Below are 14,199 nucleotides of genomic sequence, written 5' to 3' on the forward strand. Positions count from 1 at the left end.
ACCGTGCAACGTACCGACCAGGAGACGACAGCAAGGATGCCGGCGATGGACGTATACCTTCAGGCACTCAACTCCCTGCTCGACGAGTCGGACGACCCCCAGGCAAGCATCGCGGTGACCCTGCACCTGGGCGGTGGCGTCCTGCACGGGCACATGATCAGTCACCGCGCCTGGCGTGAGGCGTGGCTGGACCAGATCCACGGGTCCGACCCCGCGGTCGCCGCGTTCCTCAACACCGCGCTGGCCGTGGTGCCCACCGACGCCGACGACCCCGATCCGACGAGGGAGCCCTATCTCCACCTCCGTGACGTCACCTACCACCACGGCACGGAAAGCGCGCAAACGTCCCTGTGGCGCGGCCCGATGTCCGCGGTCTCCGGCTGGTCCCTGACCCAGCCGCGCCTGTGACAGGCGGCCGAGCCTGCGGCCGGCCGTCTTCCCCGTGCCAGGCGGCCGGATACGGTCCACCGAGGCGTGATCACCCGTGCTTCCCCGGCTCAGAGAGCGGCACCCGTCCCCGGCGACACCTTGCCACCGGTCCGGTAACCGTCCGTCCCCTACGCCGGACGCGTTGCCGCCGACGTGGTGCGCTCTGCCGAACGGATGCACCATTGAGGTGTGGGATCACCGCAAGCCGACAGGCCGCGAGCGTCTGGCGGGGAGACCGAAGGCTATCGGTTCGACATCACCGATGCCGCGATCGTGGTGGGCCCGGAGGGCCTGGTTCAGCACTGGAACGAGGGCGCCGAGGCGCTGCTCGGCTACGCTACGCCGGACGCCGTCGCACAGCCTGTCACGGAGTTCCTGGCGATCCCGTGGGACGCGCGCTGGGAGATCGCCGAACGGAACCGGGCCGGAAGAGGATGGACGGGCACCTTCACGGCGTACCGCCACGACGGCAGCCGCCTTCAGACGAGGGCGCAGGTCTGCCCGCTGGGGGTCCACCGCCGGGCGAGCTGGCTCATCGTGGCCACGGACCTCGCCACCGCACAGGCGCGGGAGCGCGAGCACGCGATCCTGCGCGGACTGTTCACCGAGTCTCCGTTCGGGCTGGCCGTGGTGGACCCGCAACTGAGGCTCGTCATGGTCAACCCCGCCCTGGAACGCATGGAGGGTGTTCCCGCACGGCAACAGCTTGGCCGCGCCCTTGGCGACACCGTTCCCGAAGAGGCAGGTCCGGTGACGGAAGCCCGCGCGAAGGAGGTACTGGAGACGGGTGAGCCGCAGGTCGCCGTCTCCCATGCCGAGCCCCCGGCCGCTTCCTCCACCCATCTGCCGCACGTCCGCTCCCGCTCGTCCTTCAGGCTTCAGGACCTCGCCGGCCACACCCTGGGGATGGGCCAAGCGGTACTCGATGTCACCAGTTACTACCAGGTACGACGGCACCTCACCTTGCTGAGCGAGGCCGGTATCCGCATCGGCAGCACGCTGGATCTCGAACGTACCGCCCAAGAACTCGCCGAGGTGCTGGTGCCGCAGGTCGCCGACTTCGTCGCCGTCGACCTCTCTGCCGCCATCATCCACGGCCAGGAGCCTGATCCGGTCCTGACCACCGGTTCCGCCGAACTGATCCGACGCGCTCAGCAGTCCATCCGCGCGGACCTTCCGGAATCCGTGTCGCCGCTGGGGACACAGGTCACCTACTCCGAGACCTCGCCCCAGCACCGTTGCGTCGCCACGGGCCGTCCCGTGCTGGATCCCACCGTGGATCTGTCGACCCCGTGGCTGTCCCAGGACGCGGCGCGTTCGGACAAACTGCGGGAAGTCGGCATCCACTCCCACCTGGTGGTGCCCCTGCGCGCCCGCGGCGTCACCATGGGGGTGGCCACCCTGGTGCGCTGGAAGAACCCCGAAGCCTTCGACGCCGACGACCTGCTCCTCGTCGAGGAACTCGCCGCCCACGCGGCCGTCTGCATCGACAACGCCCGGCGCTTCGGCCGCGAACACCGCGCCGCCCTGTCCCTCCAGCGCCACCTCCTCCCCAAGGACCTGCCCGCCCCCACCGGCGTGGAAGTCGCCTACCGCTACCTGCCGGCCGACACCCACGCGGGCGTCGGCGGGGACTGGTTCGACGTGCTGCCCCTTTCCGGTGCACGCATCGGGCTGGTCGTGGGCGATGTCGTCGGCCATGGAATGAACGCGGCAGCCACCATGGGACGCCTGCGCACCGCCGTCCAGACCCTCGCCGCACTCGACATGCCGCCCGACGAACTGGTCTCCCACCTCGACGACCTGGTCGCCCACCTCGACGATGCGGAGACCGCGGACCGCCACATCCCCGGCGTGATCGGGGCCACGTGCCTCTACTGCGTGTACGACCCCGTCTCCCGGACCGCGGACATCACCCGCGCGGGACATCCCCCACCTGCCATCGCCCACCCCGACAAGGCCGTCGAATTCCTGGACATCCCGGCAGGACCCCCACTCGGACTGGGCGGCCTGCCCTTCGAATGCACGCACCTCAAGATCCCGGACGAGAGCGTCCTCGCCTTCTACACGGACGGCCTCATCACCTCCTCCGCCGACCGCGACATCGATCTCGGCTTCACACGGCTGGCCTTCGCGCTGGCGTACCCCGACCGCCCGCTGGAAGAGATCTGCGAGGTCATGGAGCGCCTGCTGCTCCCGGACCGTCCCCGTGACGACGTCGCCTTCCTCGTCGCACGCCCACGGTCCATCAAGGAAGAGAACGTCGTGACCTGGCACCTGCCCTGCGAACTCACCGCGGTCGGCCAGGCCCGGTCCCTCACCACGGAGCAACTGGCGGCCTGGCATCTGGAAGACCTCGCCTTCACCGCCGGACTGATCGTCAGCGAGTTGGTGACCAACGCCATCCGCCACGCCTCCGGCCCGGTCGACCTGCGCCTCATCCGCGACGTGAACCTGATACTCGAAGTCTCCGACGGCAGCAACACCTCCCCCCGCATGCGCCAGGCCCAAGTCGACGACGAAGGCGGACGCGGGCTCTTCCTGGTGGCCCAGTTCGCCCAGGGCTGGGGAACCCGCTACACGGCGGACGGCAAGACCATCTGGGCCGAACAACTCCTCCCCCGTGGCGCTGCGAGCCCTTCCGGCTGACGACGATCCGGTAGTCGCGCGGATCTCTCGACGACGAAGACAGCTCATCTGCGCCGACCACCGGGGCCTGGTCTCGCGGGACTCACGTTCCCCTTTGTTCCCGCCCCATCGGCATGGCACGCATGCACCCCAATGGCCCCAAGCTCGGCCTTCCGAGGAGCACGTCGCCGTCACCTCGATTAGCGTTTCCGCTAGACGGAGGGTCCGTCATGAATGAATGCGGAGCAAATTCGTCACCACCTGAGTGACATGGCGAACTCTCCCGATAATGTCGCGGGCCTTCCCGTACGCCTGCGGTCCCACATCCGCTCGGCTTCCTTGCCTTTGTGAGCCCGACCCCACGCGTCGCCGTCCGAACGAAGCCTGGGTGGCCCCGACTCTGTTCATTCCCACCAGCACGGAGGCAACCATGCGCTTCGCTTGTCGGCCCTTCACCATTCTCGTCGTTGGGGTTCTCGGCGGCTCTGCCGGGTTCGCTCCCATCGGATCCGCGTCGGCCGACGCGATACCGCAGAAGACGGCCGTGGCCGCGGCAGCGCACCCCGATGACGGCTCCTCGGCGAGAAGCCGCACCATCCGCGTGGAAGCCCGGCTGCAAGTCGGTGAAGAGCTGGATCTGGGGGCAACGGGCCGCAGCGTCGGCGACCAGTTCATCTTCAGCGGGGATCTGGTGTCGACCGAGGCGCCGGGAGAACGCCCGGTCGGACGCTTCGGCGGGTTCTGCGTCATCACCGACCTCGAACGCAACGCGGGACAGTGCTCGTCAACCGCAGTGCTGCCGGAAGGCCAGATCACCGTCCAGGGCGAGCAAGACGGAATTCCGGCACCGAGCCCGGCCGTCAACGCGATCACCGGAGGCACCGGGGAATTCCGTACGGCCCGTGGACAGATGACGCAGCGGTTGCTGACGCCGTCGACCTGGAAACTCACCTTCGAAGTCTTCGACGTTCAGCACCCTCGGCCCGGCGGCGGTCACAGCACGTCCGAGGTGCCGGTGCCCATGCCTCCGCCCCTCCCCGGCAAGTAGCTGCGCCGGGCGGTATCGACGCCGTCCGGGACGCAGTGGCGAGAGCGCAGAAGCACCTACGCGACCCGTACCCCTCACCCCCCATGGAGATGTCGTGATCAAGAACTCCCGCACACTCACAAGCTGGGGCGTCGCCCTGGCCACCGCCGCGGCCGCCACCCTCACGGCCGGTGCAACCACCGGTGGCCCGCCGACCCCGCCGCCGGCCGACCGGCAAACCGGCCCGACGACCGGTCAGGGGAAGGAACCGCCGACTGAGCCTCAGGCGACGGAGCGCCGACGGATCGCCACGTCGGTCCTGGACAGGGACTTCAAGTTCACACTCACCGCACTGAGATCGCAGACCGATCCGCTCGCGGCATCCGTGCGCCTCCAGGTCTTCACCTTCAGGGACGGCGTCTGGAGAGAATCGGACCGCGCTCTGGTCGGCGAGGTGGACGCCTGGTTCTGGTTCCCGCTGACGGGCCACCACGCGGTGTGCGAGTTCTCCACCGCCAGCACGGAGCCCGCGCCGGTTGCCGTCAGCCTGCTGATCACGCCCTCGATCGGCTGCTCACCGCCCCAGAACTTCCAGATCGAGAACGGGCAGATCATCCCCGGCTGAGCGGAGGAACTTCGCACCGCTCGGCGGAGAAGTCGTAGTGATCAGGATCGGAGGCGAAAGCTCGCGCGCCGGCAGGAAGGTCCTCGACGATGTGCGGCAGAGCCGCCAGATACGCGCTCGGGTCGTGCCACACGACCCCCCGGTCCTGCCACTCCACCACGACGCACCGCATGGTCTCCCCCCACCAGGTGATCGCTGAGCGTAGGGCAAGTGGGCTGCTGCAACAGCCTGCCTGCCTGGACGGCTCCGGCACGGTGGGTACCTTCGGCTCATGAACCTCTCTGCGGTTGAGGCGCGTGATCGCTTCGCCGGCTCCCCTGTTGCGCGGCTGGCTACAGCCGACGGGGCGGGTGTGCCGCACGTGGTGCCCATCACCTTCGCCGTTGACGGGGATGTGATCGTCTTCGCCGTCGATCGCAAGCCGAAGCGCACGACCGGGCTGCGCCGGCTGCGCAACATCGCGGAGAACCCTGCCGTGTCGGTCATCGCTGATCACTATGCCGACGACTGGGCGTCCTTGTGGTGGGCCCGCGCTGACGGGCGAGCTGAAATCCGGGAAGACGAGGGCAGTCGCCTGTCAGCCGTCGAGCTGCTGCAACAGAAGTACCGTCAGTACGAGGAAGCACCCCCGCAGGGTGTGGTGGTCGCTATCCACGTCGTGACCTGGACCGGATGGGCGTTCACCGGCTGAGCGGCCAGTTGGCTGTCAGCGACCCCTGTTGTCTCGTGTTCCCCGCCGGGTATGGCACGCGAGTGGCACGGAGGCCAGGGGCGACGGCCGGCTGCCGTGTGAAAGGTGGCGAAGGTAGCCTGGTCCGGTGCTCGTACAACCGCTGATCTGGTGGTATCGGGGGGCTGGGAGTGGTGGGGAATCGGCCGACGGACTGGCATGTGCTGGATCTGGATGACGACCCGACGCCGGGGGATCCGGAGCGGGTCAAGCAACTGGCGCGGGAGTTGCACGATTTCGCCGATGATGTGGCGGATGCGTTGCGGCAGATCAAGGGCATGGCCGGTGAGGACGCGCTCCTTCGCTGGGCGGGGAAGACGGCGAAGGCGTTCCAGGACGAGTTCGACGAGGTTCCGAAGAATCTGAAGAAGCTCCAGCGGTCGTACGACCTGGCGGGTGACGCGCTGGCCGCGTACTGGCCGAAGCTGGAGCGGGCCCAGTCGCTGGCCGACAAGGCGCTGGCCAAGGGGCGGGAGGCCCAGAGCGAGCTGACCGCTGCCAACGGGCGCCTCGATTCGGCGAATTCGTGGGTCGACCGGGCGACGAAGAAGACGGAGGAGTACGACGAGAAGGAGGGCAAGGAGAAGCCCGACGAGTCCGAGGTCCGTGCCGCCACCCGTCACGCCACCGACGCCAAGTCCGCCCAGACCTCAGCGCAGACGGCGGTCGACAACGCCGAATCCGGGCTCGAAGCGGCGAAGAAGATGGCGGCGGACGCGAAGAAGATGCGCGAGGACGCGGCGTCCGAGGCGAAGGACACGCTGGAAGACGCCTCCGATGCGGGTATCCAGAACCGGAAGTGGTGGCAGAAGGCGGTCGACTGGGTCAAGGACAACTGGGACACCATCGTCAGCGTCTGCAAGGTCATCGTCGCGGTCCTCGGCATCGTCGTCCTGATCATCGGCGGACCGCTGGCCTGGGTGGTTCTCGCGGCCGCTCTCGTCGTCCTGGCCGACACCCTCGTGAAGTACATGAACGGCCAAGCCTCCTTGTGGGATGTCGCCTTTGCCGCGCTGGAGTGCATTCCAGGCATGAAGGGCATCACCTCCCTCGCCAAGCTCGGCAAGATGGCCGGCGGCCTCAAGGCGCTCGCCAAGGGTGGCCTGAAGGCCATGTCGGCGGGCGTGAAGGGCCTGGGCAAGACGTTCCGCAAGCAGGCCGTGCAGATGTTCAAGCGCAACGGCTGCGGCGACCCGGTGGATGTCGCCACCGGTGAAATGACCCTGTCGGCCACCGACATCGAGCTGCCCGGGGTGCTGCCGCTGGTCGTCGAGCGCCACCACATCACCACGTACACCGGCGGTCGCTCTTTCGGCAGCTCGTGGGCATCCACGCTGGATCAGCGGCTCACTCTCACCGACGATGCGGTGCACCTCGTCACCACCGACGGCATGGCCCTCGTCTACCCGACACCTCTCGCGGACGGGGAGACCGCCGTCTTCCCCGTCGCAGGTCCGCGCTGGGGACTGACGTGGGACGGTCGGCCGGGCACCCCGCTCGTCGTCGAACAGCCCGAGAGCGGGCGGGCGCTCCTCTTCGCCCCGGTGCCAGGCCGGTCAGGGGCCGAGCTGCCGATATCCGCCATCGTCGACCGCAACGGCAACCGCGTCGACTTCCGCTACCGCGACGACGGCGAGCTCCGAGAGCTCGCGCACTCCGGCGGCTACCGCATCGGTGTCGCCGTCTACGAGGGGCGCGTGACCTCCCTGAGGCTGCTGTCCGACCCTGCGAAACCGGTGTTGCTCGCCTGCGACTACGACGACAACGGCCTGGTGGAGAAGGTCTTCAACTCCTCCGGACTGCCCCTGCTCTTCTCCTACGACGAGGAGGCGAGGCTGACCCGCTGGGAGGATCGCAACGGGACCTCGTACCGCTACGAGTACGACGAGGCCGGCCGCTGTGTGTTCTCCACGGGAACGGACCGGGCCCTGGAGTACTCCTACCGCTACGAACCGGAGCACCTGCGCACCACGGCGACCGACTCCCGCGGCCACAGCACCGTCTTCGAGTTCAACGACCGCTTCCAGCTCGTCGCGCAGACCGACGCCCACGGCCGTACCATCCGGCACGAGTACGACCTCGACGAGCGGCTCAGCGCCTACATCGACCCCCTCGGCCGCCCCACACGCTACGCGTACGACGCCACAGGAGACCTGGCCACCCTGGTGCTCCCGGACGGCAGCCGCAAGCAGGCCGTCTACAACGAGCTGCGCCTGCCGGTGGAGCTGGTGGAAGCGGACGGCTCCCGCTGGGAGTTCGCCTACGATGCCCGCGGCAATCGTGTCACCAGCCTCGATCCCGCGGGCCGTCGCAGCCGGTTCGGCTACGACGAGCGCGGAGGGCTGACCTCGGTCACCGACGCCGCCGGCGGGCAGACCCGGGTCCGGTGCGACGCTGCCGGCCTGCCGATCGCCGTCACCGACCCCGTCGGGGAGACGACCACCCTCACGCGGGACGCCTTCGGCCGACCGGTCACCCTGACCGATCCGCTCGGCGCATGTACCCGCAGCCGGTGGTCGGTGGAGGGACGCCTGCAGGAGCGCACCGATCCGCTCGGCGGTGCGGAGACGTTCGAGTGGGACCCGGAGGGCAACCTCCTCGCCCGGCGCGAAGCCGGCGGGGCCACCACCGCGTACACGTACGGCGCCTTCGACCAGATGACCTCCACCACCTACCCGGACGGCGCCACCTACCGCTACACCCGTGACACCGAGCTCAACCTCCTCCGGGTCACCGATCCGGCCGGCCGCACCTGGGATTACGACTACGACGAAGCGGGCCGTCTGGTGTCGGAATCCGACTTCGACGGCCGCGTCACCCGCTACACCTACGACGCCGCCGACCAGATAAGCACCCGCACCAACGCCGTGGGGCAGCGGCTTTCCCATGACTACGACCTCATGGGACGGTTGACGGCAACAACCTCGGAGCAGGGCATCAGCCGCTACGAGCACGACGCGCTGGGCCGGGTGACCCGCGCCATCACCCCCGGCGTCGATCTCGCCCGCACCTACGACCCGCTGGGCAACCTCCTCACCGAGACCACCAACGGCCGCACGCTCACTTTCACCTACGATGCCGCCGACCGACAGCTGACCCGCACCACACCCTCCGGGCATCACAGCGAGTGGACCTACACTCCCGACGGCCTCACAGCCACACTCACCACCGACGGGCGCACCCTCACCTTCGACCACGACCCCCTCGGACGCGAGACCGCGCGCAGGGTCGGAGACCGGCTGACCTACACCCAGCAGTGGGACCCGGCAGGCCGCCTCACCCGCCAGACGGTCGACGGGCCCATGGCCCCGGCGGCCGCCGTACGTCACTATCGCTACCGCGCCGACGGCCACCTCACCGCGCTCGACGACAGCCTCGCCGGCGTCCGGACGTACGATCTCGACGCCCTGGGCCGGGTGCTGGCCGCCACCGATACCGTCGGTGCCACTGGCCAGGAGATCTACACCTACGACGCCACCGGCAACCAGACCGAAGCCCACTGGCCGGCAGCCGGCGACCCGCCCGGGGCGGACGCCGCGGGCGACCGCGAATTCCAGGGCACCCTCCTCACCCGCGCCGGACGCGTCCGCTACGAGTACGACGCCGCCGGCCGCATCGTGCTGCGGCAGCGCCGCCGGCTGTCGAAGAAGCCCGAGACGTGGCACTACACCTGGGACGCCGACAGCCGCCTCACCCACGTCGTCACCCCCGACGGCACCACCTGGCGCTACCGCTACGACGGCTTCGGCCGCCGCGTGGCCAAGGAGCGCCTCGACACCACCGGTGCGGCAGCGGAACGCACCGACTTCACCTGGGACGGATCCACGCTCGTCGAACAGGCCACCAGGGTCGGCGAGTCCGCGGATCCGGTCACCCTGACCTGGAACCACCGCGCACTGCAGCCGCTCACCCAGACCCGGCACACTCCGGGCCAGGACGAGATCGACCGCGAGTTCTACGCCATCGTCACCGACCTCGTCGGCACACCCACCGAACTCGTCGACGAGGACGGCGCGACGGCGTGGCGGCAGAGGTCCACGCTCTGGGGACTGCCCCTCGTGACGAGCGAGGACACCTGCGAGATGCCCCTGCGCTTCCCCGGCCAGTACGCGGACGCCGAAACCGGCTGGCACTACAACGTGCTCCGCCACTACGACCCGGCCACCGGCCGCTACGCCACCCTTGACCCGCTGGGCCTGACCCCCGCCCCCAACCCGTACACCTATCCCCACAACCCGACCACCTGGACCGACCCACTGGGTCTCGCAGCGCACAGCCCGCCGGCCGGCAATGGAGGGAAGGGCCGGAAGAAGGGACTGCGACCGGACCCCAACGCGACCGGACCACACACGACGTTCCGACGCGACGCCTCAACCGGGCGCGTGGTTCACTACGCAGAGTGGGCCCCCCAGTCCAATCCCAAGAACCCGGCCCCGTGGGAGATGGTGAAACGTGCCGATATGCAGGGCCAGCCGCACTTCGACAAGACGACGGGGCAGGTCATCCCCACGCCTCACATCAACCTGCCGAACGGCTCTGCCCGGCCGGCCGAACCCTGGGAGATAACCCCCGGTGGAAACCCGTGATCTGCTCCGCGCACTGGGCGCCTGGTATGCAGACCAGTGCGACGGCGACTGGGAGCACGAGTTCGGGGTGAAGATCGAGACCTTGGACAACCCCGGATGGCTCATCCAGGTCGATCTGCCCGGCACGAGCAAGGACGGCGTCACCCTCGCCCCTGAATTGGAGGAGGACACCGACGGATCGTGGCTGCACAGATCCGCGGACGGCCGCATCCTGCGGGTCGCATGCGGCCCCACGGACCTGGAAAGAGCCGTTCGCGCGGCACTGGAGTTCCTCACGGCCTGAGCGCCACGGCCTCGCGCGTTGCCAGGGTTTCATCCCTCCTGTGTCAGCCGTCTTCACCCGTGGGTACGCCAGTCGGTCACGCGATATCTGCCCCAGGTCATGGGCGAGGGCGGCGGAAGCCGTGGGCCTGACGAGCCTGGCGGACCGAGGTCACATCGGCAGCGGGATCCCCGACGGCGACGTGCGTGCGGCGTCGTTCGCCTCCGAGTTGCGGGGACGCGTTTCTGTTGTCCCTTTTTCGCGGACGTCGGCCTCTGCCCGGCGGGGCAAGAGAATGAGATGAACGCCTGTTCTGGAGCCTCTTCGTGCCGCGTCAGCCGGTCGTCGCGGCCTGCTCGGGCGGCTCGGCGTCGTAGTTGGCCACGCCCTCAAGGAATCTTGCGGCGGACATCGCCCACGAGCCGTCCGCGATCATCTGTTCGACCGCCTTGTCGATGCCGTCGCGCAACTCCGTCTCGCCCTCGGGTACCCCGACGCCGTAGAAGTGCTCGGCGCTGAGTTCCAGTCCGGCCAGCCGGTAGTCACTGGAATTCCCACCCCAGGAGGCGTATCCGGCGAGGAGGGAGTCGTCGGTGGTCAGGGCATCGACCTCTTCTCTGTCCAGGGCGGTGAGGCAATCCGTGTAGGAGACGCGCTCCGTGAGGTCTGCGCCCGGCGCCCCTGACTCCTTCACGACCTGCGCGGAGGTGGAGCCGGTGACCGAGCACAGCTTCATGCCGTTGAGGTCCGTCACATCCCGGACCCGGTCGTCGGCGCGCATCAGCAGGTCCTGACGGGCGGAGAGGTAAGGGCCGGCGAAGTCGACCTCTTCCCTTCCTGCGTCGGTGATCTGATAGCGGGCGACGACGAAGTCGACCTCGCCGCGCACAAGGACGTCCGTACGTTCGGCGGCGGAGACTTCCCGCCACGTGATGTCCTCGACCTCGACGCCGAGTTCGCCGGCAAGGTACCTGGCGACGTCGACCTCGAATCCGGCGTACTCCCCGTCCCGGCCGCAGTAGCTCATGGTCGACTGGTCGGGCATGATGCCGATCGTCAGACTCTTCCGCCCCCTACCGCCACCGGAGCCGGACCCGGCCGGGGAGGAGTCAGTGGCACACTCGGTCGGCGAGTCGCCCGCTGTCGCGCCGTCACCGCCCGACGGCAGCAGCCAGACCGTCGTCGCCACCGCGAGCGTTCCGACGGCCAGGGCGGCAGCGGCCCTCAACGAGCCCCGGCGTCGCGGCGGCGCCGGGAGCGCCGGCGGCGCCGCCCCGACCAGCCGCCGGTACGCCGGTAACTCCGCCAGCGCGTACGTCACGCCGCACCGCCGGACGATATCCAGCGGGTCAGGCCGCCGCGCCGGGTCCCGGGCGACGCACTGCCGGATGAGCTCGGCCAGCCCGGCTTCCACCCCGCCGACATCGATCTCGCCGTGCACCACTCGGTAGCTCACGGCCGGCCACTCCCCGCCGCCGTACGGCGGCCGGCCGGTCGCGGCGGCGGCCATCGTCGCGCCAAGCGCGAACACATCCGCCGCCGGACCCGTCTCGCCGCCCAGCAGCACCTCGGGCGCGGTATAACCAGGGGTACCCGGCGTCTGCCCCGTGCGGGTGAGCTGCGTGTGCTCCGCCGCCCGGGCGATACCGAAGTCGATCAACTGCGGCCCTCCCGGGGCCAGGATGACGTTGTGCGGCTTCACGTCCCGATGCACCACCCCATGGCCGTGCACCTCCGCCAGCGCCTCCGCCAGCGCCGCGAACAGCCCCGTGCACAGGGCGGGTTCGAGGGACGTACCGCGTGATGCCTCCAGCAGCGTCGGGCCCGGCACGAACTCCGTCGCCAGCCAATACGGCGGCACGTCCAGGGAAGCGCCGACGAGACGAGCGGTGTACGGGCTGCGCACCGCCCGCACCGTCGCCACCTCACGCCGGAACCGGACCAGGACATCGGCATCCTCCGCGAAATCCTCGCGGATCACCTTGATCGCCACCTTCATCCCACCCGGCGACCGTCCCAGATACACCCGCCCCATGCCGCCGCTACCCACCCTGGCCAGCAGCCTGAACTCGCCCAGACGCCTGGGATCCTGGCTCCTCAAGTTCTCCACGCCCACCACTCTTGCAGAGCGGCGTGCACGAGGGAGAGCAGAAGCTCGGCAGGGGCACGACGAGGATCCATAGGGCACGCAACGGGCACGCAGGGGTAAGAGGTCTAGACAACACGGAAACCCAGGCTGCTGACCTGGGGCTTCCTTCTGGAGCGGGCGACGGGAATCGAACCCGCGCTCTGAGCTTGGGAATCCCCCAGCCCTCGGGGTCAGATACTCGGTTTGACCTGGCGAAAGCATGGCCCTGCACTGAATCTTCCGGGCCTCCGTTGGGCGCCTCTGCTGACTGTTGGTTACCGCTCCGACTGGCACGTAGTGGCACGGCCGGTCGCAGATTCAGGCCCAGGCGTCATGGAGGTCCTCGGGCGTGAGGGTGGGGACGTCGGCTGTGCAGCCGCTGCGGGTGACGGCGAGCAAGGGGGTGGTGTCGTCGGCGCCGGGAAGCTGGGAGCGGTGGGTGAGGAGCTGGGCGAGGTCGCGGTCGTTGAAGGGCTTGTTCTCCAGCCACTTGATTGAACCTACGAGGGTGATCTTCTTGGCGATGGGGGAGCGTTCGGCGCCGACGATGTCGATCTCCGGGTCGTTGGTGCGGGTCCAGTAACCGCCGATCGCATGGGTGCCAGCGGGTAGCTGTCCTTCGTCGGCGCCCAGCCGCCACAAGGCTTCGCGGATGACGGGCTCGATGGCCCTGCCCCGCCAGGACGTCCAGCTGGCGCGGATGGTGTCGAGGACGCGGTCACCACGGCCGCGTTCGACCGCCGCGATGCCGGGGCCGATGAAGGAGAGCCAGAAGCGCAGATACGGGTCGGCGAGGCGATAGCGGGTCTCGCGGCTGGGTTTGGTGGAGAGGGGGAGTTCGGCGGCGACCATGCGGCGGGAGGTGAGGAGTTCCAGTGAGCGGGATACCGAACTGGGGTTGAGGCCGCCGGCGGCTCTGCCGATCAGGGTGAAGGTGCGTTCGCCGTGGCCGATGGCGCCCAGGACTGTGCGAGCCTGCGCCTCGGTGGGGAACTCGGCAGCCAGGGTGCGTTCGCCGCTGACGAGCAGGGCGGACGTCGGTCTGCGCAGGGCCAGTTCGAGGTACTGCCACAGCCCGGCGCCGTGCGGCCATTCCTCCAGGATGAGCGGGAGCCCGCCGGAGACCAGGTAGGCGTCGAAAGCGTCGGCGGGCGGGAGATCGAGCATGGAGGCGACCTCTGCCGGATTCAACGGCGGCACGACCATCTCGGTGCCCCGCTGGTAGAAGGGTCGCCTGTAGGTGTTGAGCTGTTCCATCATGGTGATGTCGGAGCCGATGAGGATGAGCAGGACGGGCAGCTTCGACAACGTCCGGTCGAACGCTTTCTGCAGTGCGCCCTCGAAGGTCGGGTCCTCGCGTACGAGGTAGGGCATCTCGTCGAGGACCACCACGCTGGGAGAGCCGGTGGGCAGCGCGGATGCGAGCATCGTCAGCGCAGCGTCCCAGGTCAGCGGGGCGGCGAAATCACCGGACCGCGGCGCGTCAGGAAGCCGGGAGGCCGTCACCTCGGCGGCGAAGCCTGCCAGATCCTCCTCGCGAGAGCCTCCGACAGCGGTGAAGAACACATGCGGCAGCCGGGCCTGCTCCAGGAACTCCTCCACCAAGCGGGACTTGCCTACCCGGCGGCGTCCCCGGATCAGCACGGCACGCCCCGGACGCCCGCTGCGCCCGCCGGTCTTCACGGGACGCAACAGGTCGTCCAGAAGGCTGAGTTCGGTGCGGCGTCCGATGAATCCGTTCATGGGAGTCCGCCTCCACGATGCAGCCCTTGTTACTTCTATTC

The 14,199-nt window shown here is 69.1% G+C and carries 9 protein-coding genes; 7 read left to right on the forward strand and 2 right to left on the reverse strand.

Going from position 1 to position 14,199, the window contains the following annotated elements:
- Positions 1 to 45 precede the first annotated feature (45 nt).
- The 7 genes from ABGA99_RS17935 (at position 46) to ABGA99_RS17965 (ending at position 10,308) form a co-directional block, all read left to right on the forward strand.
- Positions 46 to 408: a hypothetical protein gene (locus ABGA99_RS17935; RefSeq protein ID WP_347578174.1), complete on the forward strand. Its 363-nt coding sequence runs from the start codon at positions 46 to 48 to the stop codon at positions 406 to 408.
- Positions 409 to 618: 210 nt separating this feature from the next.
- The gene (locus ABGA99_RS17940; protein ID WP_347578175.1) at positions 619 to 3,078 is read left to right on the forward strand and encodes a SpoIIE family protein phosphatase; all 2,460 of its coding nucleotides are present in this window, start codon (positions 619 to 621) and stop codon (positions 3,076 to 3,078) included.
- Between the two features lie 367 nt (positions 3,079 to 3,445).
- Positions 3,446 to 4,105: a dirigent protein gene (locus ABGA99_RS17945; protein ID WP_347578176.1), complete on the forward strand. Its 660-nt coding sequence runs from the start codon at positions 3,446 to 3,448 to the stop codon at positions 4,103 to 4,105.
- A 94-nt stretch (positions 4,106 to 4,199) separates the two neighbouring features.
- Entirely contained in the window at positions 4,200 to 4,709 is a 510-nt protein-coding gene (locus ABGA99_RS17950) for a hypothetical protein (protein ID WP_347578177.1), read from the forward strand.
- 271 nt (positions 4,710 to 4,980) lie between these two features.
- Positions 4,981 to 5,400, forward strand: a complete 420-nt coding sequence (locus tag ABGA99_RS17955) for a TIGR03668 family PPOX class F420-dependent oxidoreductase (protein ID WP_347578178.1) — start codon at positions 4,981 to 4,983, stop codon at positions 5,398 to 5,400.
- A gap of 200 nt (positions 5,401 to 5,600) precedes the next feature.
- The gene (locus ABGA99_RS17960; protein ID WP_347578179.1) at positions 5,601 to 10,025 is read left to right on the forward strand and encodes a DUF6531 domain-containing protein; all 4,425 of its coding nucleotides are present in this window, start codon (positions 5,601 to 5,603) and stop codon (positions 10,023 to 10,025) included.
- A complete protein-coding gene (locus ABGA99_RS17965; protein ID WP_347578180.1) occupies positions 10,012 to 10,308 on the forward strand; it encodes an Imm53 family immunity protein in 297 nt (98 codons plus the stop codon). The genes ABGA99_RS17960 and ABGA99_RS17965 overlap by 14 nt, the downstream gene beginning before the upstream one ends.
- A gap of 313 nt (positions 10,309 to 10,621) precedes the next feature.
- Here the strand turns inward: ABGA99_RS17965 and ABGA99_RS17970 are convergent, their stop codons facing one another.
- Both ABGA99_RS17970 and ABGA99_RS17975 read right to left on the reverse strand, forming a co-directional pair.
- Positions 10,622 to 12,397 (reverse strand): serine/threonine-protein kinase, encoded by a 1,776-nt coding sequence (locus ABGA99_RS17970; RefSeq protein ID WP_347582988.1) that lies wholly within the window; start codon positions 12,395 to 12,397, stop codon positions 10,622 to 10,624.
- 336 nt (positions 12,398 to 12,733) lie between these two features.
- On the reverse strand, positions 12,734 to 14,158 hold the full coding sequence (locus tag ABGA99_RS17975; protein WP_347582989.1) for a DUF234 domain-containing protein: 1,425 nt from the start codon (positions 14,156 to 14,158) through the stop codon (positions 12,734 to 12,736).
- Positions 14,159 to 14,199: the final 41 nt, after the last annotated feature.

It is taken from the genome of Streptomyces sp. B5E4, assembly GCF_039871555.1.
GTDB lineage: Bacteria > Actinomycetota > Actinomycetes > Streptomycetales > Streptomycetaceae > Streptomyces.